Origin of the sequence: Micromonospora sp. CCTCC AA 2012012 (assembly GCF_040499845.1) — a bacterium.
In the GTDB taxonomy this organism is placed as follows: Bacteria; Actinomycetota; Actinomycetes; order Mycobacteriales; family Micromonosporaceae; genus Micromonospora; species Micromonospora mangrovi.
The window spans coordinates 993,835-1,017,436 of record NZ_CP159342.1 but is presented as its reverse complement, the minus strand read 5'-3'; the positions used below and the strand labels follow the sequence as shown (position 1 = coordinate 1,017,436).

The following is a 23,602-nucleotide window of genomic DNA, read 5'->3' as shown; positions in this document are numbered from 1 at the left end:
AACTGGCAGTCATGTTCCTCAAGACAGGCGGCGAACCGCTACACCTGGCGCCTGCCACCGAGTGAACCCAGGCCGCAGGATCTGCCATCTGTCCGCCTCCAGCATCGCGCGAAGACCATCAAAACAGCTCCTAGGCGCTGGCGCCGGTGTATCCCCGTAACGCCCGCAGCCACGCCAGTCGGGCCAGCACCAGCGCCCCGCCGGCGAGAACCGGCGCGACGAGCAGCGACCGGGTGTCGAGTCGGCCGAGAAGCGCCTGCGCGGGGTACGTGGTCAGGAACGCCACGGGTACCACGGTGAGCACGGTTTGCATCGGGTTGCGGTAGAGCTGTACCGGAAAGCGGGCCAGCTCCACCACGCCGAACGAGATGCCGGCCAGCTCCTCGCCGGCCATGGTGACCATGGCGAGGGCCATCAGCAGGACGGTCATCGCGTAGAGCAGTCCCATGGCGGCGAGGAGCAGGACCAAAAACGCCGCCAGCGCGCCCAGCGACGGTCCGTGCCCGGAGAGTGCGACGCCCACGCCGGCCAGACCGAGCCCGAGCAGCAGGTCGAGCAGGTTGCCGACGGCCAGTCGTCGCAGGCTGACCAGCAGCTGCGCGTCGAAGGGTTTGGTGAGCAGGAAGTCGAGGGTGCCGCGGCGCACGTACTCGGTGATCTGGTCGAGGTTGGGTTGCAGCACGGTCTGGCGCAGGCCGTTGAGGGCGAAGAACAGGCCGATGACGACGAGCACCTCCGCGTGGGTCCAGCCGGCGACCGTGCCGGTGAACCGGAAGTACACGGACGCGCCAGCGGCTGCCCAGAGCAGCCAGAAGGTGCTGACCGCGAGGGTGGCGAGGAAGTTGACCCGGTATTCCAGCTCGGCGGCTATCGCGGCCCGCCAGCAGATGCCGATGATGCGTGCCTGCGCCGTCAGGCCGTTCATCCGGCGACCGCCTGGTAGCGGCGGATGCCTCGCCGCCAGCCGACCCGGTAGAGCAGCGCGAACGCGAGCAGCCAGGTGAGGCCGACGGCGAAGCCGTAGCCGGCGTGCGCCGCGTCGAGGCGGCCGGTGGCCAGTTCGGCGGGAAAGCCCATGGTCGAGCGGAACGGCAACATGAGGGCTGCCGTGCGCAGCCAGTGGGGCATCAGGGGCAGCGGCGCCACCCAGCCGGAGGCGAACGAGCCGAGACCCCACCACAGCATCCACACGTTGCGGACCTGGGTGCTCCAGAAGCCGAGGAGCGCGAAGGTGGAGGCCATCATGATCCCGAGCGCGTAGGCGAGGACGCCGGCGGCGGCCACCGCGACAAGGCGGACAGGGCTGGTCGGGTAGTCGAGGCCGGGCACCAGCAGCGCGGCTAGTGCCAGTGCGGGCAGGAGCGTGACCAGGAACAGCAGCCGGTGGCCGAGGTCGCTGGTGACGTACTGGTGGAAAGGGTGTATCGGCCGCAGCAGGCGCACCGACAGGTCGCCGCTGCGCAGGTCGCTGTCCCACTCCCAGACGACGTGCTGGCCGGAGAGGTTCCACAGCACCAGGGCGGCGGCGTAGTAGGAGAGGAAGTCGCCGGTGCTCCAGCCGGCCGGCGGGCCGCCCTCGGCGACGACGGTGAGCCAGACCGCCATGGTGAGCAGCGGGAACGAGCCGGCGAGCACCCAGAGCGCCAGTCGAGTGCGGTAGGTCAGCGCCACCAGGGCGGCGCTGCGCACGAGCGGTGGGTAGGCGGCCAGCACGTCACGCATGGGTGAAGACCGCTCGGATGATGTCCTCGACCGGCGGGTCCTCGATGCCGACGTCGTCGACGGTGAGGGCGGCGAGCAGCCGGGCGGCGACGGCGGCCGTCTCTGCCCTGGGTACCTGCAGGGTCACCATCGCGCCGTCGATCTCGGTCACCGTCCCGAAGTCGACCCAGGTCGACACCGGCACGGGTTCGCGGAGGGTGATCCGCAGCAACCGGTGCGGCGAGTGCGCCTCGACCAGTGCCGCGAGGTCACCGTCGAAGCGCAGGGTTCCACCGTCGATGACCAGGACCCGGCTCGCCAGTGCTGTCACGTCACCCATGTAGTGGCTGGTGAGCAGCACCGTCGCACCGTTGCGGTCCGTGTACTCGCGGACGAACGCCCGGATGGCGGCCTGCCCGTTGACGTCCAACCCCAGGGTCGGCTCGTCGAGCAGGAGCACGTCGGGCCTGTGCAGCAACGCGGCGGCCAGCTCGCACCGCATCCGCTCGCCGAGGCTGAGCACGCGGACCTGTTTGGCCAGCAACGGCTCCAGGTCGAGTAGATGGACCAGCTCGTCGAGCGCCGAGTGGTACGGGCCTTCAGCCAGGCCGTACATGGCCCGGTTGACCTCAAAGGCGTCGGCTGCGGGCAGGTCCCAGAACAGCGAGTTGCGCTGCCCCATCACCAACGAGATCCGGCGCAGGAAGGCGGGCTCCCGGCGCTGCGGGATGTGTCCGAGCACGCGTACCTCGCCGGAGGTCGGATGCAGCAGGCCGGTGAGGCACTTGAGCGTGGTGGTCTTCCCGGCGCCGTTGGGGCCCAGGAAGCCGACCACCTCGCCCTCACCGATGGTGAAGCTGACCTGCTCCACCGCGCGTACGGTGACGTGGTCGCGGCGGATGAGGGAGCGCATCGAAGCCCGCAGACCCGGATCACGCCGATGCACCCGGAAGTGCTTGGCCAGATCGCCTACCTCGATCATCATCCGACCCTAGCCCGCAACCCACCCTCCTGCACTTCGGCGATGCCGCCGCTGGTACGCCGGGCACCGCTGCCACGGCGCGGCGCAACCCGACCGACTAGGTGGGGTGATCAACCGCAGCGGGTGAGAGGACAGTCGCCGGCGGCGAGCATCACCTCGTCCGAGCGCCGGCGGCGACGATCCTCAGGTCCGGCTCTTCATTCAGCTTGATCTTTAACCCGTACGGCGTGGACGGGGATTGGCAGACCTGGTCTTCTTTGCAGCCGGTGTCTTGGCGTTCGTGGTGGTCGCGGTGTGGACGTCGTAGCGCTGGGTGGGGTGGGTGTTGCGGCGGCCGGGTGGCCGCCCGGGTCCTGGCCGGGAGGGTTTGGGTGCACCGACCGGACAGGTGACTCTCGCGCGGAGGTGCCGAAACCTTCGGCGGACGCGGGCGGGTGACAGACGCTGCGGTGGGGCAGGTTTCTCCCAGGGCCGGCGCAGGTCGGCGGCGAGGGCGCGGGCCAGGCGGAGCTGGGTGTAGGCGGCGAGGATCAGCCAGGCAGGCCAACCACTTGCAGACGGCCATTGTCGGCGTCTTTTGCGCACTCGACGGGAGCGCTGGACCTACTCGAACAGTTCGCGGATGACTCCCATGGCCCGCGGCGAAACGACTTCGTCAAGGTAGAAGTCGCCGCACAGACGTAGGGCGTCATCGACTGTCGCCACCTCGGCCAGCGCTGCCAGGGTGCGAAGGTCGTCCACGTCGCGGGTCCGCGCCGCGAGCGCCTTCATGGCGAAGATGTGCTCCGGCGAGGCCGCCATCACGCGCAGGCCTGGGTGGTCGAAAACCCGCCGCCTGCCTGGGTCGTCCTTGCCGGAGACATACACGCTGGCCTGCTCGTTGAGCCACCACGGCGGCAGACCCAATTCGTCGGCGACTGCACGCGCCTCGTCAAGGACGACACTGTGCGGGACGAACATCGCGTTGACGTCCCTGGTGACCCGTTTCGCATCGTAGGCGAGCGCCATCGCGGCACCACCCACGACGAAGATGTCGGCGACGACCCCGCGACGGACAAGCCGCTCGCCCAGGTGAGTGAACGCGCGTTCGAGTTCCGCGCGCCCCATCAGGACGCCGCCTGACCCGCTCACGCCGCAGCCAGGTCGTGAACGGACAGGTACACACCGTGCTTCCGGAATGCAGCCGGGGCCCATGCCAGGGCGTCGGCCCGGTGGATGGCCAGTTCGGCCGGGAACCACGCCCGGCGCAGCACACGGGCGTCGACCCACGCGGGCGGACCAAGATCCGCCTGAGCCAGCAGATGCTCCGCAACAGCGGCGAGCAGCGCATCCCACCGCGGATCCTCCGTCAGCCCAGGCTCGTCGCTCAACAGGGCGACCCTGGTTTCGGCGGGTTCCCAGCGGTACTCCTCCAGAAACTCCCATACGAGCTTCCAGCGAATCTGGTCGGTGTCCGCGGATACCAGATGGGTGGCCAACCTGGCCAGACTCATCGGTTCGTAGCTGGCACCCATCGGGCAGGCCTCACCTTCGAGCCGACAGCTTCATCCGTTGCAGACTATCGCGGCGCCGCCCGCGAACACCGCAGAGGTGAGGTGGCGACGGGTCCGAATTTCTTGCTGCACCTCCGCTCGAACCGTTCACTTACGCTCTCCACACGGCGTCACCCTTGTGATCTTTGCTCAAGCCGTAGGCCTAGCTGCTAGAATACGCGTGTATTACACTTGCCTGGTGCCGTACGAGTGGGAAGAGTGGGCGTTACAGGCCTTGGCGGGCATCCAGCCCTATTAGGTCCGCAAAGTCTTGGAAGCCAAGCAGCGGTGGCCGCGTTCCGGCGCTGACGCCACCGGGTTGCGGGTGCTGACCGTGTGGGCGCGCACGCGCAACGGTCGGCCTCTGATCGTGGCGGTGCACCACGTTGACGGTTTCGTCTGGACAATCATCGGTGCGCGAGACATGAGCGACACCGAACGTACCGACTTCACTCGATGGGAGCAGACGCGATGAGCGACAACCAGCACCTGCCGCGCACCCCGGAAGAGGCCGCCGCACTGATAAACGACCTCACCTTCGACCCTGCGCCGACGACAGCGGAACAGGAGGCGGAGCTGCTTTCCTCCCTCCCGCCAGAAGGCGCCGAGGTCATGGTCGTGCGGTCCCTGCGCATGCCGACCGACCTCGATGACGCCGTCACTGCGGCCGCCAAGGACGCCGGCGTCACCAAAACCGCCTGGATCCGCCAAGCCATCGAGATCGTCCTGACCATGCAGTCCGACGACGATCAGCCCATCTCCCGCGCCGACGCCCTTCGCGCGCTCACCTTGCTCCGCCCGGTCCGTCGCGCCGCCTGATCACGTAGCCCACCGACGGCACCAGGCTCAAGACGGGCGAGCAGACCCACCCGTACGACACCTCCCTCGGTCCGCAGATCATCATGCGGGGATAGCGGGAGCAGTGCGCCGCACGCGAACTCACGGTGGTCCTGCCCTGTTTATCAGCCGATCGACGGTGTGACCTGCAACGATGCATGACGTGGGAACCGTGAAGAGTGCTACGTCCGCCATCTCGCCCCTCGCCGGCGAGCCGATCGACCGCGCAGACGCCGAACGGCTCGCGGGAGTGCTCAAGGCGTTCGCCGATCCGGCCCGGCTGCGACTGCTCAGCCTGATCCAGTCCGCCCCGCAGGGCGAGGCGTCCGTCACTGACCTCACCGCGCCGCTCGGACTCTCCCAGCCGACCGTCAGCCACCACCTGCGGATCCTCACCGAGGCCGGCCTGCTCGAACGCGACAAGCGCGGCGTTTGGGCGTACTACCGCCTTGTGCCGTCCGCCATCGCCACGATCGCCGACCTGCTTACCCCACCCCGCAAGCGAGCAACGACAAAGGCCCGCTGACCGACACCCTCGAAGACCGTCGCCGGCACCTCCTGTGAAGACAGCCGTGGTGCGGGCGGCGTAATCGGCTTGTCCGCCTTACCCAGGTAGTGATCACGCTTCTCGATCAGCGGCAGCGAGCCAGGCAACCCCGGCGGATGACGCGACGAAACCAATGCAACTCCTGGATACGGCCGTCGGTATGTCGCTGACACAGGTAGGAGTGACATGGTGCAAGGACGCTGGGCCGGCTGACGGCGTTCGGCCCGATCAACGCCGCGGCTGTGGCGGCATGGGCGTCGTGCACGCGGGCGGTCCGCTTGATATCGGTTGCAGGAGTTGACTTGCTCGTCGCTTGCGCTGCCCGTAGGCGGCACCGCAGATCCCATCGGTCCCGGCGGACATCAACGCTTGCGCGAAAGCCTTGACCATCGCCTGCAGCACATCCAGCGTCGCGACCTCGATCTGCTCGCGCAGCAGCTCAGCAGGTTTGACGCCGTCAGATGCGGCCATCGCGTTCCTCTCCTTCAGGACTTGGTCGCCTCGAAGGATCACGCCATGGCCACCTCCTACTTTCGCAACACGCCAATCACCGGTCAATCACCGGCAAGTCGCACACCACTCCCCTTGACGTAACCGACCTGCGGAGCCACTGGGGCTGCCCTCCACGGCTGGTGGCCTTCCTGACGAGCGAGAACGACGCAGTGAGGGCTGGAGCCAGCCGGTGTTGGCGTGCGTCGAAATTTGTCTGTCGCTGTTCCGCAGCGGCTATGGTGAGCCGCTGCACACGCTGGCTGTGCCCGCAGGACAGGATCCACCGGCCATGAGTGAACTGACCGCCCGTCTCGACGTGCCATTAGGCGTCAACGCGCCCAGCACGGCCCGCCGCGCTCTCGTTGCCGTCCTACAAGGCTGGGGCTACTGCGACGAAGATTGGCTCGGGACGGCGGCGCTGGTCACTAGCGAGTTGATCACCAACGCGGTGCGACACGGCGGAGGCTGCGTCGACTTCAGCGTCGAGTCCCACGACGGTCGGGTCGTGGTGTCGGTCGCCGATGGCTCCTCGGTTGTGCCCCGCCGCCGCGATCCCGATGGCATCGGGGGCTGCGGCCTGGCCGTCATCGAAGCGATCTCTACCAGCTGGGGCGTCCATGACCATGAGGGTGGGAAGCGCGTATGGGTCGAACTGACCACCCACCCAGTCGTCTGCGCGGCGCAGACGAGCAGCTCAAGGGAGATACCTGAGTGAAGATCACTCCATGCGCCGACGACCAAGGGGTCGCGCGGCTGGCACTGAGCGGCGAACTTGACATGGCCTCCGCGGATGCCTTGCACGAGCAGGTCCACCAAGCGCTCGCCTCCGACAGACCCGAGCTTCTGATCATCGATCTTGCGGCCCTGACGTTCTGTGATTCCACCGGCATCCGCGCGCTGGTCGACGCCCGGGCTGCGGCCATCGCCTGCCAGGTCGCCTTTCAGGTGGTCAATCCACGAGGCGTCACCCGCCGGGTCATGCGCGTTACCGGAGTCCTCGACGTGCTGACTACGGTCTGACCGGTCGCCGCACAGGCAGTAGCCGGCCCGCTGTTTGGCGCCTTCCCCGCCGTTGCCGGCCCACATACCGAGGACCTCGCGTTCCCCGTCGAGACTCATACCGACCACGACGTAGACGGGCCGATGGGTGGGTGACGATGGACGAGGCCTACGGGCAGTCGAAGCCGTTGCGGGTCTGGTTGGAACACCGGGATGTGGGTTATGTGGTCGCGACCCGCCGCAACGACGACATGATCACCACCACGATGGGAACGGCCCGCGCCGACCAGCTCATCGGGAACCTTCCTGCTCAGGCGTGGTGCCGGCTGTCCGCCGGCGCCGGCGCGCACGGCCCCCGGGAGTACTGGTGGGCGCGGGTGCCCGTGCCTTCCGACTCGCACGCGTCAACGACGTAGCCTGACCGGGCCGAGTGCCTCGCTGCAGGTCGGCCGCCGAGGAGCACGGCGGCAAGGATCAAGCGGCGCGCCGAGTCGGTGATTCGACGTGCTCGGCCAGGGTTGCGTACCGACCCCGGTGATAGAGCAGCGGCGAGCCGACATCGGTGTGCCGCAGCAGTTCGGGCTCGGCGAGAACGATGGCATGGTCGCCTGCGCTTATCCGGTCGATCACCCGGCACAGGAGCCATGCCAGGGTGTCCTCGATCAGTGGCACCCCCTCCGGGCCGACTCGCCAGCGGGTCGGCGCCGCGAACCGGTCGATCCCGCTGGTCGCGAAGGTCCGGGCCAAATCCTGCTGGTGATGGGCGAGCAGGTGAACTCCCACGTAGCGGCTCTCGGAGACGGTGGACCAACTCGACGAGGCGATATTCAGGCAGAACGAGACGATCGGTGGCTCCAAACACACCGACGTGAACGATGTGGCGGTGAAACCGATCGCCGGAGCGCCGGGCGCGGTGACCACGGTGACAGTACTGGCCTGATGGCGCAGCAACGCCCGCAGGGCGTCGGCGTCAACCGGCGAGGGATTGTGGGCGTGCTCGGTCATGACATTCCTCCCCAAGAGCAGCTGAGCAGAAAGCTACGGTCGAAAGGGCAGCAGCCGGATCTCTTCCTCCGATGCCAGCGTGACAACCACGTCGTCGGCCTCGCTGCGCCAGGCGGGAGAGGCGCCGGGGAACGCTGTAGCGCGGGGGGCCCAGCCGGTGCAGCCCGGTCACGGCCAGGAAACCGTGCGGGTCCGCCCAGGTCTCCTCGTGTTGGCGGTGCCAGTCCCGCCACTGTTGGGCGAAGGAGTCAACACCGGCGGTCATCCGGGCCCTCCTGAGTCCGGATGGCGAGGATGGCGAGGTCGTCAAGCACGAGCGGTCCAGCTGCAGGGCCGGATTGCATCTCTCAAGGTGAGGTCGCGCCGTCCTGGGGAGGCATGCGGAAGACAGCCGGCGGCGTGATGCGCGGCGGGGATGGTCGGCGCAACCTGGAACAGCGCTGCGAGGCGACCCGCCTCAGGTCGACGTCCCGGGAGGAGGTGAGCAGTGGCTCGCTCGGCATACCATCGACTTTCCTATCGAAACTGTAGGATTTCAAGGCGTCATCGTGATCCGGCGGTGATGCGGACTATGACGAGACAGCAGTTGAGCTACGCCTCGTACGGCATGCGACCCCCCGGCTACAACGCCGGTAGCGCAGGGTGCAGGCCGGAAACCGGCCCGCACTGTCAGCTGGTCGAGGCCAGGTTCGCCGAGTACAGCGTGAGACCGGGCCCGAAGGCCAGCATCGCCACCTGCCGCATGGGCTGCGGGGAGCGCATGAGCCGATCCAGGACCAGCAGGACAGTCGCCGACGAGCAGTTACCGTCATCGGCGAGCGTGCGACGTGACGGTGTGAGCGCGTTTGGCGGCAGGCTGAGCTGTTGCTCCACCACGGTGAGGATCCGCGGCCCACCGGGGTGGACGGCCCATCCGTCGACGTGCCGCACGTCGGTGATGCCGTGTCCGGCCAGCGTCGGCATGACTAGGTGTCGCACGTTCTCGGCGAGCACATCAGGGACCTTGACCGACAGAGACATGCGGAATCCGGTGTCGGTGAGGTCCCACGTCATGTAGTCCGCAGTGGAGGCGTCGGTCAGTGACTCCACCGACTGCACCGCGTATCCCGTGCCGCCGGGTGTGCAGACGACGGCCACGGCGGCGTCGGAGAACAGGGCATGGGACACGATCTGCTCGGCGGTCATCCGGGCGCCGAACGGCTGGATGTGCAGACTTGTGATCTCAGCGCAGAGCAGCACCGCGGGGCGTTGATGGACGCGGACGTAGTCCGCGGCCGCGCGCAGCCCGGGCAGGGCCGCGTAGCAGCCCATGTGGCCGATAAACAGGCGCTGCGTGTCAGGGGCCATTCCGAGGTCGCGGGCGAGGATGAGGTCCAGTCCGGGGGTGGCGTAGCCGGTGCAGGAGCACACGATGAACATGCCGATCTCGTCGGCCCGCAGACCGGCGGAGGCGAGTGCCCGGGACACGGCGTCCTTGCCCAGCGGCACCGCCTCCACCATGTACCGCTGCATGCGGCGGGAGGTGGGCCAGTCGGAGACGTCCTCGATGAGGGGGCTGACGGCGGCGCAGCGGCGAGTCACCCCCGAGTTGGCGAAGATGCGCTGTGCGAACGTCCGCTGCGGTCCGGCGAAGCGCTCCGCGAAGAAGCCCTCCCACAACTCGCCCTGATCTGCCGAAGGGGGTTGGGCGCGTCCCAGCGCCGCGATGACCGGTACGACCATTCTTCACCTTTCCCAGCAGGGGTGCCGCGAGGGTCTGTCCGCTGCGCCCGCTACCGCTTCTGAGCGACGAGAAGGTACTCGTGGGCGCGGTTGTTGACGAGCGGTGTGCCCTCGCTGACCGGACGCGGATACAGGTGGATGCGTTCGTCGCCGAGGGTGAAGTGTCCGCTGAGCACCCGGCCAACATCCCATGCCAATGGGACGAACTTGTCGTCAACACGCCGGTTTTGTACCGCGATGACAGCGTAGGCGTGTCGTTTCAGGACCCGGGCGAGCGCGCGGAAGGTGTGGTCGAGGGCCGTGAGGTAGGCGGAGTAGTCACGTACCGCGTACAGCTGACCGTCGACCGGGGAGTCGATGTCAAGGGCAGTGCCGAAGTACGGCAGGTCGGTGATGCAGAAGTCGACACTGCCGTCAGGCACCGGGGGGCGGCGGGCGTCACCGCAGATCATGACCTGCCCGGGATAGTCCCGCAGGCGGCGTGCCGCCTGCGTGACCCGGTCCGGGGAGATCTCCAGGCCGATCCCCCGCCGGCCGGTGACCGACGCCGCGACGAGCGTGGTGCCCCACCCGGCGAACGGATCGAACACGAGATCACCGGGCCGGGTGAACTCGGTGATCAGCGGCGCGACCTGGCTGACCCAGCCGCACTGACCGGCGGCCGCCGGCAGCGCGTGCTGCGGGTCGTCGCCGGTGAGTACCACCCAGCTTGCTACTGCCATCAGTGTTCCTTCCTGGTTCTCACGAGCTGCGCCGCGGTCGCCTCACGCAGCTCGGGCCGGACGGTGTCCGGCTCCAGAGCGGCCGGCGGGGGCGGCGCGTCAGGCGGTTGCGGATGTACCGCCTCCGCCGGTAGGTGTGGTTCCAGGCGCAGCACCCCGACGGCGGTGACGGCCACCCCTGCGGCGAGCACGAACCACATGCCGGTGGGTGAGAAAGCCAGCAACGCGGTGAGGACCGCGGGCGCCAGGGCGCTCGGCACCGCCCAGGACAGCTGGTAGATCGCGAGGTGCCGGCCCCGGGTCTGTTCAGGGGCGGCGTTGACGACCAGGGCGGACATGGTCGCGCCGTGCAAAAGTTCTCCAACGGTGAAAATGGCTGTCGCCGCGAAGATGCCGGCCATGAGGACAGCGCCGCCGGCGGTCATGCCCAGTACCGCAAATGACAGAAACGACACGCCGAAGATGCTCGCGCCGGTGGCGACAGCTCTGGATCGGCGGACGTGGGCCAGCGCGCGGGTGACCGGGATCTGCGCCACCGCGATGCCGATGGTGTTCACCGCGTAGACGGCGCCCACCAGTGAGGGGGGCTGGCCCAGGCTCATGGTGACGTAGATGGGCAGGCTGACTGACAGCACCATGTATCCGAACGCGGTGAACATGTTCAGCAGCGCCAGAGCGAGGAACGGCCGGTTCCGGACGACCAGCCGGTAGCCCACCCCGTCGCCGGGCGCCGTGTCGGCGACGGCGTCCGGCTGCCGACGGCGGACGGGGATAGAGCGGATCAGTGCCGCCGCCACCGTGAAGGCGACCGCGCTGGTCGCAATGATCACCGTGAACGCGCGGGCGTCGGAGACGGCCAGGGCGGCACCAGCGAGCAGACCACCCGCGCCGAGTCCGGCGTTGCGGAGGCTGCGCTGCGCGGCGATTAGCTTGTCGCGGGTGGTGCCGCGGGCTATGTCAGCAACGAGCGAGTGCACGGATGGGGAGAACGACACGTCCCCGAAGGCCACCACCATCACGGCCAGGAACAGCGGCACCGCGGAGTGGACGAAGGGGTAGCAGGCGAACGCGGCGGCGCGGAGGAGGTAACCGGCGACGACCACTGCGCGAGCGCCGAACCGGTCGACGAGCACCCCGGTGAGGGGGTTGGCCAGCAGCCCCACGATCGCCGCGGCGCTGACAATCGCACCGACCCTCCCCACGGGTAGGCCGGTGGTGTGGTGGAAGTAGATCAGCGACAGGGGCAGATACATGCCGCTGCCGGTGGCGTCGATCACCATCCCGGCCATGTACCGGGCCTGGATCCCCTTGGACGTCACGATGCCTCCGCGATGTGGAACTGATCGGCGATACGCGCACCGAGCGACCGCAGCCGCGCCTCGCACTCGGCGCGGGTCGGTGCGGCGGCGATGGCGGCGGTGAGGAAGTCCGCGGATCCTGCGGCGGGCGGGATCACCTGACCGGGGCGGGCCCAGCACCAGAACCGGCGCACCCACGGCTCCGTCGGCCGTGCCGGCACTGCGCGGACGAGACCGGGCCGTTTCATCATGAGCATCTGTCCGGACATGCTGCCGGGCTGCGGGCGGACTCCGGCCGGCAGGTGGTCGAGTGCAGGGACGGGCAGACCGAGCTGGGTGCGGATCTCAAGCTCGGCCAGGTTGACACCGAACATGACCTCGAAGACCTCACGGATCTTCGCCCCGCCGCTGCGGCAAGCGATCTCGCACAGCACGAGCCGGTCGTCAGGGGTGTGGAAGACCTCAGCGTGGAAAGCGTGGTCGGTGAGATGACCGGGCCGGCGGGTGACGGCGGCGAGGACTTCGTCGACCAGGTCGAGCAGCCGTGTGGTGAGCGGGTCGTGCGGGTCGAGGGTCAGATCGATGCGCGGGCCCGGGTCGCTGCCGAAGGACGCCAGGTCGTACTGGTACTGGGAGGGCCAGGCCAGCACGGTCCGGCCGCCCCTGACGAACCCGTCGACGTGGCACATCCGGCCGGCGACGAACTGCTCCACGATGATGTCGTCGCGGGCACCGCCGGCGAAGAGGGCGTCCACATGAGCACGCAGCGCCTCGGATGAGCGGCTGATACGCAGGCCGATGGAGTTGTAGCCGGCGCGCTGTTTGAGCACGACGGGGTAGCCGTGCTCGGCAGCGAAAGCCTCCACCTGCTGCGCCGTGGTCGCCAAGCTGTGGGGGGCCACCTCGATGCCCGCGGCCTGCGCCCGTTCCTTCATGAGCAGCTTGTCCCGGAACGGGCGGATGTCAGCGGCCCGGGGGCCCGGTAGCCTCCACCGCTCGCGAAGGTCCGCGGCGAGCTCCAGGTCCGCCTCGTGAAGCGCGACGACGTGGCGAGGGTGGTACTGCTCGGCGAGTTCCGTGGCGCGGGCCGCCACGTCCCGGTCGTAGTGGTCGAGCACCCCGAGATGCGACAGCCCGGCGGCGTCGTCGGGGACCTGCTCACCGAAGGATTCGATCTTGTCGCGGGCGGCGAGCATCACGATCGGACCGTCATAGTCGGCGAGCCAGGCTCGATACGGGAAAGGCTCCAGGGGGTTGCGGTGCAGGATGAGAACACTCATGTCAGCCCACCCCCGACGGCACTCGGTGAACCTCCGCGACCCGCGCGAGATGGACACGCCCGCTGTCGTCCTGCACCCGGATCCGAATGAAGTCGTCGATGACCTGAGCGGCCCGCACGGCTGCGGCGGTCGGACTGGCCGCCGTGGCGGCGACCAGACCGAGCCGGTCCCAGTTGTCCCGCAGCGGACGCACCTCGTCACCCGCGTGGACGCTGATCCGCACCGCCAGGACGTCCGGCTGGCGGCGCGCCTCCTCGACACCCTCGATGGACACCACCCGACCGGGCGCGGCGACGATGGCTCGCACGCAGGCGCCACCCCGCGGACACGGATCGTCCGGCAGCGGGTCCACCAGTCCGAAGGGCCAGCCGACGGCCAGGGTGTCCAGATCAATGCCGTACACGGCCCGCACGAGCTCCGGGATCGCGTCACCGCCGTAGCGGTGGTGACTTTCGATGATGCGCGCTCTCGTACCCGACAGGCGGACCTCGGTGTGGCAGGGACCGTCGGTGAATCCCATGTGGTCGAGGAAGGTGGTGACGCACTCGGCGACCCGGTCCCACGCATCCTCTGTCAGCCGCGCCGGCACGGCGTGACCGAGCTCCGCGAAGTGGCCCGGGACGGTCATCTTCTCGGTGATCGTCACCATCACGTGTCGTCCACCGAAGCTGAACGACTCGACGCTGAACTCCTGCCCGTGGACGTACTCCTCCATGAAGAAGTCGTCGATCATCAGCAGTGTCGACACGCGGTCGGTACGGGTGCCCCGCAGCCGGCGCACCTGCTCCCAGACGAAGTCATGGTCGGACGGGTCGGCGACGCGGAACACCCCGATGCTGGCCGTGGCCGCCGCGGGCTTCACTACGAAGGGGTAGCCGTGACGCGCGCCGAACGCGGGCAGGTCGTCGAAGTCGTGCAACGGGGTCGCCGCTACCGCCTCTGCGTCGCGGCGCACCAGGTGGCGGCGCATCGCCAGCTTGTCCCGGAAAAGGCGGGAGACCTGGAACGTCGTACCACCCAAGCCGAGTAGATCGCTGATCTGCGCGGCGATGTCCAGGCCCGGCTCGGTCAGCGACACGACCCGCTCGATACGCCACCGCTCGTGCAGGCTGGTCACCACCGGCGCCGTCGCCGCCCAGTCGGTGTAGTCCAGCACCTCGGTGACGTCGGCCAGCTCCCGCTGCCGGCCGGTGATCTTGGTGGGGTGCTGCAGCAGCACCACTCGCAGGCCGAGCTCCTTCGCCGCGACGACCGTGTCGTCGACGCCGCCGACCAGAAGCAGTGTCCTCAACGGCTCACCTTCCCCGCTTCGCGACCGTCTCACGGACGCTCCGTCCACATACTGAGGTAGCGCTCCCCGGTGTCGGGGAGGATGACAACCAACCGCCGGTTGGCGCTGCTACGGCGGCGGGCGACCCGCAACGCCGCGTGCGTCGCCGCGCCTGAGGACAACCCGGCGAGAACCCCCACCCGACGCGCCAGCCACTGGCTCGTCGCCGCCGCCTCACTGTCAGCCACGGTGATCACCTCGTCGATGACGCTGAGGTCGGTGGTGGGGGCGACGAACCCGCCGTTGAAGCCCGGGATGGCGTGAGTGCCCGGCTGCCCCCCCGACAGCAGAGGCGACCCCGACGGTTCGACCGCCACTGCGCGCAGCCCCGGATTGAGCTGCTTCAGGTAGGTCGCGGTGCCGCACAACGTGCCGCCCGTGCCGACGCCGCAGACCAGGATGTCGACCTGACCACCCGTGTCGGTCCATATTTCCGGCCCGGTCGTCTCCAGATGCGCCCGCGGGTTGTCCTCGTTGTCGTGCTGCCGGACGAACCAGGCGCCGGGCGTCACCGCGCAGATTTCCTCGGCCTTGTCCACGGCGCCCTGATAGCGGGCCTCCCGTGGAGTCAGCACCACGTCCGCGCCGAAGCGACGCAACAGCCCGATCCGTTCCGGCGTGGCGTTGTCTGGCAGCACGATAATGCACCGGTACCCGCGCGGCGCGCACAGCGCGGCCAAGGCGATACCCGTGTTACCGGAGGTCGCCTCCACGACCACACCACCGGGCCGCAACCGGCCGTCGGCCTCCGCAGCGCGCAGCATGTACAGCGCGGCACGGTCCTTCACGCTGGCGGCCGGGTTCGCGTACTCGAGCTTCGCCAGCAGATCGGCGCCGGGCGCGCGGTGCGGGACCGGCAACCGCAACAGCGGCGTGTTGCCGACGAGGTCGTCAATCCCGTCGGCGATGCTCGGCAATGGTTTCGGTGCGAGCGCGTAGGTTGGCTGCGCCATGACGGTGTCCCCCCCTTGAAAGCGACCGGGCCCGCCGGTCGGTCGACGCGACGACTCAGTAGTTCGGCAGCTTTCGCAGCAGGTGCCGGCGCTCGATGATTTCCGGCTGGTAGACCTGCGCCTGCCAGCGCTGCTCCTCGATCGGCTCGAAGGCGACGGACACGACATCCGCGCTGCACCCGAACGCGGTGGTGACCGCTTCGGTCAGGTCGGTGATCAGCTGCTGTTCGGTGTCCTGCTGCAGGGTTACCGGAAAGAACTTGATGTTGATGTGGGGCATCAGATCCTCCTCGTGTCTCGATTGATCAACGTGATTCCGGCCGGCGGCTGGCCACGACGGCGGCCAGGCGGGCGACGACCGCCGCCGCGGGCTCCGCCCGGACGAGGTGGTGACCCGTCCCCGCCCACAGCGCCATGCCCTCCGCGTCGCCGCGCGCCGCCGCCGCCGCGCGCAGCGGCTTCGTCAGGTGATGCACCTGCGGATACGCCGCCGGCGCGAGCGCGCCGAACGAGTCGATGAAGCGGTTGCGCAGTCCTCGGGCCAGACGGCCAGAGAACGCCCGGGTGACGGTGGTGCCACGGTCGGACGCGGTCAGGGCGGCCCGGTGCGCGGCGTGGGTGCCGGCTTCCGGCGTGGTCAGCAGGGCGGTGCCGATCTGCGCCGCCGACGCGCCGGCCTCGACCACCGCGGCGGCCTCCTCGGGCCGGACGATGCCGCCGGCCGCGATCAAGGGCACCGCGACGGCCTGCCGGACCGACGCCACCAGCTCCGGCGTACCCGTCCGCGTGTCGCACCGTTCGGCGGAAGTGAAGGTGGCGCGGTGCCCGCCGGCGTGGGCGCTCTGCACGCACAGGGCGTCGGCACCAACCGCGGCGGCCTCGATCGCCTCCTGCGCGTCGGTGACGGTCACGACAACCCGCGTCCCCACGGAGTGCAACCGGTCGACGACCGCGCGGGGTGGGCAGCCGAAGGTGAAGCTGACCACCGGCACCCGAGCGGCGACGACGATGTCGACCTTCTCGTCGAAGAAGTCCGAGTCCCGTTCCACCGGCTCGGGCAATGTCACCCGCCAACGGGCGGCCTCCGCCGTCAGCGCGCGCCGGAACACTCCCACGGCGTCCAGGTCGACTGGCCGGGACTCCGGCACGAACACGTTGACGCCGAATGGGGCGTCGGTAGCGCGACGCACCCGGGTGATGTCGGCGGCCAGGTCGGCCGGGTGCTGATACCCGGCGGCCAGAAACCCCAGTCCCCCGGCGTCGCTGACCGCGGCGACGAGCGCGGGAGTGCTCACACCGCCCGCCATCGGCGCGCCCACCAGGGGACGTGTCAGCGGGTCCGGCTCGCTCACTGGCGTGGGCCCGGCGGCGACGCGGCGGACATTTCGTGGCGGTGCAGCACCCGATCCACCAGCAGACCGGCGGCACCCACATAGTCGGCCGGATCCAGCGCCGCGGTCACCTCCGACGGGTCGAGGACCGCCGCGACCCGGTCATCGGCCGCCACCAGCGCATGCAGCGGCTGCCCGCTCTCGTGCGCCCGGGTGGTCAACGTCGATAGCAGGTCCTTCGCCTCGATCTTGCCCAGCAGCGGGGTCAGTCGGACAGCGAGCCGCTCCGAGGTCATGAAATCCCCGGCCAGGTGCAGGTTGCGCCGCATCCGGTCAGGGAACACCGTCAGGCCGTCGGACAGCTCCGACGCCGCGTCGGCCGCTCCCCCCGTCAACCGTAACGCCTCCCGAAAGGGCTGCCATTCGGCGTGCCACGCACCGCCCGGGCGTTCGTCCTCCGCGACGAGACACAACCCGACTGTCGCGGCGAGCATCGGCACCTGCGCGGCCGCCGCTCGGATCCGGGTGGCCAGCACCGGATTGCGCTTGTGCGGCATCGCGGAGGAAGCCCCACGCCCCGGCCCGGTCGGCTCCGCCAGCTCCCCGATCTCGGTTCTGGTCATGACCTGCACGTCGGCCGCCATAGCGCCCAGGACACCGGTCGTGAGGCTCAGCGCACTCACGACCGCGTGCAACGGCGTACGGACGGTGTGCCACGGGACTAGCGGCTCCGCCAGGGACAGCTCATCGGCAAAGGCGTGCATCAGCTTCGCCGCGTACGTGTCGCCGGTGTCGCCGGCCAGCCGCGCGAATTCCAGGTAGGCGCCCAGGGTGCCGGCGGCGCCACCCAGCTGCACCGGCAACCCGTCCCGCAGCAGCACGGCGATGCTCTGCCGGGCGTCCAACACCCCGGACAGCCATGTCGCGGCCTTGAGCCCGAACGTCGTGGGCACGGCATGCTGGGTCAACGTTCGCCCCGCCATCGCCGTGCCCCGGTGCCGGTCGGCGAGCCGGGCGAGCGCATCGGCGGTGGCCGCCAGGTCCGCGTCGATGATGTGCAGCGCCCGCTGGGCCACCATCGTCAGGGCCGTGTCGAGAATGTCCTGGCTGGTGGAGCCCCGGTGGACGTACTCGGCGGCGGCCGGCTCCACCGCGGCGACCGCCGCGGTGAGCGCGGCCACCAGAGCGACCACCGGATTCGCCGTCTCGGTCGCGCGGCGGGCGATGGCGTCGAGGTCGAGTCGGCGGGCGTCCGCGACGGCGGTGATGGTGTCCGCGTGCTGCTGCGGCACCACCCCCAGCCGGGCCTGAGCCCGCACGAGACCGGCCTCCGCATCGAGCATCGCCTGCAGGAAGGCGTCGTCGCCGACGGCGTGCTCGATCGCCCGACCCGCGCTGCTCGGGCTGAGCAGTCCCCGGTCGAAACCGTGCCCGCCAATCATGTCGTCACCGTCTCCGTCGTCTCCGCCGCCGCCCGGGACAGGGCAAGCACGGACAAGCTGATCGCGTCCGCGTCACCCAACATCACCGAGTTGACGCCGGGACGCGCACCCGCCGCCGTCGCCCAGTGGGCGCCCTCCGTCGGCACGCCGAACACGAACCGTCGGCTGTGCCGATCTCCCGTCGCGGACAGCGGGTGAAACGGCCGGCCGGTGACCGCCACTCCACCGGTCACGTGGGGCTGCGACCCCGGATCCGACACCACATGGTAGGTGCAGGACCGGTGTGCCAGCATCCACCCGAGCAGCGGGTCTGCGGTGCGTCGCAGGTCGACCTCCTGCAACCTGGCCTCGATCATCGCGGTCACCACATGCTGGACGCCGGGGGTCTGCGTGGACTCCACGAGGAACGCGGCCCGCTCCGGATGGGGCGACACTTGCATGCCCGCGCCGATGACCTCCAGCACACCGGCGCGCATGAGCGCCGCCATCTGCTCCACCCGCTGGGCCGGCGGACCGATGCTGAGGAAAGCGTTCATGGGCGTGTACCAGCTGTCGAGGTGCCGACGGTGCGAGTCACCGCGCAGCCCCCCATGGTCGACCGCCAGGCGCACCTCGTTACGGAGGTCACGCAGCACATCCATGGCCGCCTTCACCGGTCCGCTGACATTGCCTTCCTCGGCTGTGGCCAGGTCCGTCTGCAGATAGCGCAGCATCCACTCCTGCAACGCCGCTGTCTCGGTGAAGGTGTCGCCGTGCCCCGGGTTCAAGACCGAGTTCCAGTCCCACCGGTCGGTGATCCCGTGCCGGCGCAGGATCTCCTCCTCCTGGTCGTCGGCCCACGGCACCTCCAGGTACTCCGCCTCGAACCGCTGACCGTTGCAGGCGCAGTCGGAGCGGCGCAGCGTCGCGACGTAGAAGGCGGTCTCCACCTCCTTGGCGATCAGCGGCCACAGGTCGGTCATGAAGTCCATCGGTGCCGCGCCCGACGCCCCACGGAGCTGATTGACCAGCTCGACGGTGAGGATGCGGGGTTCGTGACGCCCGTGCGCGCCCTTCTCGTTGCGGCCCCGCGCCCGGTAGGGGATCCCCCGACGGGACCCGGCCAGCAGGCGCGGCTCCAGACCGGACGGCAGGTAGGTCAGGACGCCGTCATCGCCGCGGACGTAGCGACCGGCGCGTCCCTCGGTGAGCAGAGCCATGTAGTCGAAGAAACACAACCCGAGCCCACGCAGCACAGTCGGCTCGCCGGGGCGCACCATCGTCAGGTCCACATCCGCCGGGTTGGCCGGCAGGATGTACGTCAGCCCGTGTTCGACGGCGAAGGCCGCCAGCGTCTGCTCCTCTACGGTGGGAGTGACCGGGTAGTGGCCCTGCGCCAACACCACCGCGTCCAGGCCGGGCAGGCGTTCACCGGTCTGCAACTGGACGCACTGCCCGCCGTGGGGCTCGTCCCACACGGCCACCGCGACCGTGTCGTGCGCCCGCACCGTGACGTTCGCCGACGCCGTGGCGACCACCCGCCGGTAGACCCAGGTGAGGTAATGACCGAACAGCCGGCGGGTGGAGTAGGTGTCGGGCCCCACACCGCGCAACTCATCGGCCACATCGGACGGGAACTGCTTGAGGTCGCCCATCAGCACCTGGAAGCGGGCCCACTCGTAGAGGCTGGGGCCCTCCGCCAACCGGCCGGCCATGTCGACCGTGGCGTCGGTGTAGACGGTCACCTGGGATGCGACGGTGTTCATCAGCAGCCGGTCGGACTGGTCGGCGCGCCAGACCCGACCGGCCCCCGGCGGGTACGGGTCCACGACGTCGATGCGCACAGGACGGTCCGGGGTGGCGGCGGCGTTGGTGACCAGACGCTCGAGGACACACAGTCCGCGCGGGCCCATGCCGATGATGCACACAGACAGAGGGTCACTGATAGACATCGATGTCCTCCTGGTAGCCCCCGCTGAGCAGTGCGCGCAGCGGCGCGGCAGCCTTCAACAGCATCTCGTCGAACTCGCCCTGAGGGTCGGAGTCGAGGATGATGGCGCCCCCAGCGCCGACGTGCATCTGCTGACCAGCCAGCACCGCGGTGCGGATCACGATGTTCAGGTCCGCCGTGCCGTTGCAGCTGAGGAAGCCCAACGAGCCGGAGTAGATGCCCCGGGCGGTGGTCTCCAGCCCGTCGATGATCTGCAGCGTGCGCAGCTTCGGCGCTCCGGTCATGGAACCACCGGGGAAACACGCCTCGACGCAGTCGACGGCGCTGGAGCCCGCCCGCAGCCGGCCCTGGATGGTCGAGACGAGCTGATGAACGCTCGCGTACGACTCGGTCTGCATCAACTTGGGCACCGTGACGGTGCCGACCTCGCACACACGACCGAGATCGTTGCGGAGCAGGTCGACGATCATGAGGTTCTCCGCGCGGGTCTTGTCGCTGGTGGTCAGCTCGTCGCGGAGGGCCGCGTCGACCTCCGGATCGGGATGCCGGGGCGCCGTCCCCTTGATCGGCTTCGTCTCCACCATCCCGTCCGGAGTCAGCCGCAGGAAACGCTCCGGGGAGGAGCAGGCCACCTCGAGGTCGCCCAAACGGAGGTAGGCCGAATAGGGGGCCGAGTTGTACCGGCGCATCGCCCGGTAGAAGGCGAAACCGTCCTTGGGCCGGGGCAGCAGCAGAGAGTTGGTCAGGCAGATCTCGTAGCTCTCACCGGCCACCAGCTCCCGCTTGCAGGAGTCGATGTCGGCCAGGTACTGCTGCTGATTCCGCACCAGCGACGGGGTGAGCGCCGCTGCGTCGACCGACGGTGGGATCTGCGCCACCGTCGGTCGCGCCTCGGGAATCGACGTCAGCTGCTCGGCGGTGGCACGCAGCCACTCCTGCGCGGCCTGGTCAGCGGCCTCACTGCAGTCGGACAGCGCGACCAGGTGGGTCTGCTTGTCCCGGTGGTCGACGGCGAGGAAACGGTCCGCGAAGATCCAGTACGCGTCGGGGGTGTCGGCGCGGTGCGGGACGGGCGAGCCGAGGTCGCCCTTCAGCTCGTATCCGAAGTAGCCGACGTAGCCGCACGTGAAGTCAGTGGGCAGCGCGTCCGAGTCAACGCGCATCTCGGACAACCGCTGCCGCAGATAGGAAAAGACGGTCCCCGGCACCCGCGACGACTGCCCGCCCGCCGCGGTGACCTCGACCTCGCCGGCGCCGACGTCGTAGCGGACGATCTCGGACAGCGGACCTGAGGCGTCACCGAGATAGGAGAACCGGGACAGGCCCTCCTCCACCCGGGCGCTGTCGAGCCAGAACGCGTGGGAGGAGTCGCGGAAAAGCCGACCGAAGGCCTCCTCCGCGTCGGTCTCCCAGTCCAGGGAGCGCACGTGCAGCCGGAGCCCAGTGGTCGTGGATGGGGCGGACGCGTGGACAGTCTCCCGGCTTCGGTTCGCCAGGGTGAGGTCGCGGAAGTTCGCCAGCAGGCCCTGCCCGTATTCGGTGCAGATTGACTCGGGGTGGAACTGCACGCCCCACATGGGGCGGCTAACGTGCCGCAGTCCCATGATCACCCCGTCCTCGGCCCAGGCCGTCGCGATCAGCTCAGGGGGAAGGTTCTCGACACACAGCGAGTGGTAGCGGACGGCGGTGAACTTCTGCGGGATGCCGGCGAAGATGCCGGTCCCGTCGTGGGTGACCGCTGTCAGGTGGCCGTGTCGCGGCGCCGGCGCGGACAGGACCGCCGCGCCGTGCGCGGAGGCGATGCCCTGGTGTCCGAGACAGACGCCCAGCACGGGCACCGGCGAGTCCGCGATGACCCGCGCGGAGAACCCGAAGTCCTTTTCCCGGTCGGGGCGTCCCGGGCCGGGGGAGATGACGACGTTGTCGAACTGGCGCAGGTCCAGCGTCTCCACGGACGGGTCATCGTGGCGCACAACGGTCGGTTCGGCGCCGTTGACGACGGCGATGAGCTGGAACAGGTTGTAGGTGTAGGAGTCGTAGTTGTCGACCAGCAGGGTGCGCACGGGGATGCCTCCTCCGCTCGGGTCACTGAGTTGCGGGAAAGATGCTCAGCGGTGCATCGCGGCGATGAACGCGTCGACGACCATCTCGACCTGCTCGTTGTTCAGCCGGGGGTCGCACAGCGACCGGTAGGCGCGGCTGAGGTGACTCTCGTCTGCCACGCTCACTCCACCGACGCACTCGGTGACGTCGTCGGCGGCCAGTTCGAGGTGCAGGCCGGCCGGCTCCCTGCCGTGGCTGTGCAACACCTCGACGAAGGTGGTCAACTCGGTCACGATGGCGTCCAGGTGGCGCGTCTTCACCCCGCCGGCCCCCCGCACGGTGTTGCCGTGCATCGCGTCGCACACCCACCCGGCCGCATGTCCGGCGTCGGCCACCGCCCGCACCAGAGGCGGCAGGTGGTCAGTGACGTGGCGGTGACCCATCCGGCTGATCAGGGTGAGCCGACCCGGCAAACGGTGAGGGTCAAGCAGGTCGCACATTTGCACCACCTGCTCGGGCGTGGCGGTGGGGCCGACCTTGACCGCCACCGGATTGGCCAGGCCCGCCAGAAAGTGCAGGTGAGCGCCGTCCAGGCGGCGGGTGCGGTCGCCGACCCAGGGCAGGTGAGTCGAGCGCAGGAACCACTGGTCGGTGACCTCGTCGTAGCGGGTCAGTGCCTGCTCGTACTCGAGGATCAGCACCTCGTGGCTGGTCCGCACTCCGCCGCCGGCCGCCGCCAGCTCGGCGACGACCTGCCGTGCGGTGTAGTAGCAGGACAGCAGTCGGTACGGGTCCGGTAGGCGGGCCTGTGAGCTGGCGTCCGGCTCGTTGACCATCAGGCCACGGAAGGCGGGGAGCAGCTGCCCGTTGACGGACTCGAAGGGTTCAGAGCGTGGTTTGGCGAACTGGCCGGCGAGGCGTCCCACGCCGACCGCCGGCCGGTGCAGCTCCCGCTCAAGGCGAGCGGTGAGCGACGCAATGACCGTGTGCTTCATCCGCGCGGACGCGGTGGCCGCCAGCCCGAGCGGCTCGGCGCAGTCACCGGCCTGAAGCAGGAACGCCTGCCCCGCACTGGCCTTGGCCAGGTCCTCGCGTAGTCGCAGGATCTCGTCGGCGGGGGTCAATGCGGGAAGGCCGTGCAGATAGTCGGCGACAGCCTCGAGTTCGTCTCGGTCCGGCCAGGGTGGCTGCTGCTCGATGGGCAGCGTGCGCCAGCTTGCCGGACTCCAGCTGTCGGTGGTGGGCGCGTCGGAGCGCCGCGCGAGAAGCCGTGGCGATGTCATACAGTCTCTCCCCCTACATTGTGCGGGGCCGGTGCGGCTGCCTCTCTGGCGCCGCGATCCGGTACGGAACGTATAGGCGTCACCACGGTTGGCACAGGGCCATGTACGGTATCCGGCAAGTGCCACTAAGAATGGCTCCTGCCAATAGGCGAACATGGACCTTTGGACCTAGA

General features: G+C 69.3%; 23 protein-coding genes and 2 pseudogenes. 5 read left to right on the top strand and 20 right to left on the bottom strand.

The features are described from left to right. Positions 1-130: 130 nt before the first annotated feature. The 6 genes and pseudogenes from ABUL08_RS04740 to ABUL08_RS04715 form a co-directional block, all read right to left on the bottom strand. Positions 131-925, bottom strand: a complete 795-nt coding sequence (locus tag ABUL08_RS04740) for an ABC transporter permease (protein ID WP_350934857.1) — start codon at positions 923-925, stop codon at positions 131-133. Continuing rightward, complete coding sequence (locus tag ABUL08_RS04735) at positions 922-1,722, bottom strand: ABC transporter permease (RefSeq protein WP_350934856.1); 801 nt, start codon at positions 1,720-1,722, stop codon at positions 922-924. The genes ABUL08_RS04740 and ABUL08_RS04735 overlap by 4 nt, the downstream gene beginning before the upstream one ends. Next, complete coding sequence (locus tag ABUL08_RS04730) at positions 1,715-2,683, bottom strand: ABC transporter ATP-binding protein (protein WP_350934854.1); 969 nt, start codon at positions 2,681-2,683, stop codon at positions 1,715-1,717. Before ABUL08_RS04730 ends, ABUL08_RS04735 begins: the two co-directional genes overlap by 8 nt. Before the next feature lie 213 nt (positions 2,684-2,896). Then, positions 2,897-3,220, bottom strand: a pseudogene (locus tag ABUL08_RS04725) (NF041680 family putative transposase); the annotation flags it as partial. 66 nt (positions 3,221-3,286) lie between these two features. Next, positions 3,287-3,790 carry a hypothetical protein gene (locus ABUL08_RS04720; RefSeq protein ID WP_350934853.1) on the bottom strand — a complete coding sequence of 168 codons (504 nt, stop codon included), beginning with the start codon at positions 3,788-3,790 and terminating at the stop codon, positions 3,287-3,289. 20 nt (positions 3,791-3,810) lie between these two features. After that, positions 3,811-4,197, bottom strand: coding sequence for a hypothetical protein (locus ABUL08_RS04715; protein WP_350934851.1), 387 nt, complete (start codon positions 4,195-4,197; stop codon positions 3,811-3,813). A 489-nt stretch (positions 4,198-4,686) separates the two neighbouring features. Between ABUL08_RS04715 and ABUL08_RS04710 the strand changes: the two genes are divergently transcribed. Further along, a complete protein-coding gene (locus ABUL08_RS04710) occupies positions 4,687-5,034 on the top strand; it encodes a hypothetical protein (protein ID WP_350934850.1) in 348 nt (115 codons plus the stop codon). 172 nt (positions 5,035-5,206) lie between these two features. Next, positions 5,207-5,578, top strand: coding sequence for an ArsR/SmtB family transcription factor (locus ABUL08_RS04705; RefSeq protein ID WP_350934848.1), 372 nt, complete (start codon positions 5,207-5,209; stop codon positions 5,576-5,578). 249 nt (positions 5,579-5,827) lie between these two features. Here ABUL08_RS04705 and ABUL08_RS04700 read toward each other — a convergent pair whose 3' ends face one another. Further along, on the bottom strand, positions 5,828-6,070 hold the full coding sequence (locus ABUL08_RS04700; RefSeq protein ID WP_350934845.1) for a hypothetical protein: 243 nt from the start codon (positions 6,068-6,070) through the stop codon (positions 5,828-5,830). A gap of 211 nt (positions 6,071-6,281) precedes the next feature. Between ABUL08_RS04700 and ABUL08_RS04695 the strand changes: the two genes are divergently transcribed. From ABUL08_RS04695 to ABUL08_RS04685, 3 genes and pseudogenes are all read left to right on the top strand, one after another. Continuing rightward, the gene (locus ABUL08_RS04695) at positions 6,282-6,806 is read left to right on the top strand and encodes an ATP-binding protein (protein WP_350934844.1); all 525 of its coding nucleotides are present in this window, start codon (positions 6,282-6,284) and stop codon (positions 6,804-6,806) included. Further along, positions 6,803-7,111 (top strand): STAS domain-containing protein, encoded by a 309-nt coding sequence (locus ABUL08_RS04690; protein WP_350934842.1) that lies wholly within the window; start codon positions 6,803-6,805, stop codon positions 7,109-7,111. Before ABUL08_RS04695 ends, ABUL08_RS04690 begins: the two co-directional genes overlap by 4 nt. A 125-nt stretch (positions 7,112-7,236) precedes the next feature. Next, positions 7,237-7,476: pseudogene (locus tag ABUL08_RS04685) on the top strand (IS701 family transposase); the annotation flags it as partial. 88 nt (positions 7,477-7,564) lie between these two features. Here ABUL08_RS04685 and ABUL08_RS04680 read toward each other — a convergent pair. The 13 genes from ABUL08_RS04680 to ABUL08_RS04620 form a co-directional block, all read right to left on the bottom strand. Next, positions 7,565-8,095, bottom strand: a complete 531-nt coding sequence (locus ABUL08_RS04680) for a flavin reductase family protein (RefSeq protein ID WP_350934840.1) — start codon at positions 8,093-8,095, stop codon at positions 7,565-7,567. A gap of 669 nt (positions 8,096-8,764) precedes the next feature. Next, a complete protein-coding gene (locus tag ABUL08_RS04675; protein WP_350934839.1) occupies positions 8,765-9,817 on the bottom strand; it encodes a type III polyketide synthase in 1,053 nt (350 codons plus the stop codon). Positions 9,818-9,867: 50 nt separating this feature from the next. Then, positions 9,868-10,539, bottom strand: a complete 672-nt coding sequence (locus ABUL08_RS04670; RefSeq protein WP_350934837.1) for a TRM11 family SAM-dependent methyltransferase — start codon at positions 10,537-10,539, stop codon at positions 9,868-9,870. Continuing rightward, entirely contained in the window at positions 10,539-11,858 is a 1,320-nt protein-coding gene (locus ABUL08_RS04665; RefSeq protein WP_350934836.1) for an MFS transporter, read from the bottom strand. The genes ABUL08_RS04670 and ABUL08_RS04665 overlap by 1 nt, the downstream gene beginning before the upstream one ends. Beyond that, positions 11,855-13,174, bottom strand: coding sequence for an ATP-grasp domain-containing protein (locus tag ABUL08_RS04660; RefSeq protein WP_350934834.1), 1,320 nt, complete (start codon positions 13,172-13,174; stop codon positions 11,855-11,857). The genes ABUL08_RS04665 and ABUL08_RS04660 overlap by 4 nt, the downstream gene beginning before the upstream one ends. Beyond that, positions 13,119-14,408 (bottom strand): ATP-grasp domain-containing protein, encoded by a 1,290-nt coding sequence (locus ABUL08_RS04655; RefSeq protein WP_350934833.1) that lies wholly within the window; start codon positions 14,406-14,408, stop codon positions 13,119-13,121. Before ABUL08_RS04655 ends, ABUL08_RS04660 begins: the two co-directional genes overlap by 56 nt. Before the next feature lie 29 nt (positions 14,409-14,437). Continuing rightward, positions 14,438-15,400, bottom strand: coding sequence for a PLP-dependent cysteine synthase family protein (locus tag ABUL08_RS04650; protein WP_350934831.1), 963 nt, complete (start codon positions 15,398-15,400; stop codon positions 14,438-14,440). A 55-nt stretch (positions 15,401-15,455) separates the two neighbouring features. Continuing rightward, a complete protein-coding gene (locus ABUL08_RS04645) occupies positions 15,456-15,680 on the bottom strand; it encodes a tautomerase family protein (RefSeq protein ID WP_350934829.1) in 225 nt (74 codons plus the stop codon). 25 nt (positions 15,681-15,705) lie between these two features. Next, positions 15,706-16,752 carry a nitronate monooxygenase gene (locus ABUL08_RS04640; RefSeq protein WP_377522271.1) on the bottom strand — a complete coding sequence of 349 codons (1,047 nt, stop codon included), beginning with the start codon at positions 16,750-16,752 and terminating at the stop codon, positions 15,706-15,708. Continuing rightward, on the bottom strand, positions 16,749-18,173 hold the full coding sequence (locus ABUL08_RS04635; RefSeq protein ID WP_350934828.1) for a class-II fumarase/aspartase family protein: 1,425 nt from the start codon (positions 18,171-18,173) through the stop codon (positions 16,749-16,751). The genes ABUL08_RS04640 and ABUL08_RS04635 overlap by 4 nt, the downstream gene beginning before the upstream one ends. Next, positions 18,170-20,065 carry an FAD/NAD(P)-binding protein gene (locus tag ABUL08_RS04630; RefSeq protein WP_350938495.1) on the bottom strand — a complete coding sequence of 632 codons (1,896 nt, stop codon included), beginning with the start codon at positions 20,063-20,065 and terminating at the stop codon, positions 18,170-18,172. Before ABUL08_RS04630 ends, ABUL08_RS04635 begins: the two co-directional genes overlap by 4 nt. A gap of 25 nt (positions 20,066-20,090) precedes the next feature. Then, positions 20,091-22,166 carry an aminodeoxychorismate synthase component I gene (gene pabB / locus ABUL08_RS04625; protein ID WP_350934827.1) on the bottom strand — a complete coding sequence of 692 codons (2,076 nt, stop codon included), beginning with the start codon at positions 22,164-22,166 and terminating at the stop codon, positions 20,091-20,093. Positions 22,167-22,211: 45 nt separating this feature from the next. Further along, on the bottom strand, positions 22,212-23,429 hold the full coding sequence (locus ABUL08_RS04620) for a 3-deoxy-7-phosphoheptulonate synthase (RefSeq protein WP_350934825.1): 1,218 nt from the start codon (positions 23,427-23,429) through the stop codon (positions 22,212-22,214). Positions 23,430-23,602: the final 173 nt, after the last annotated feature.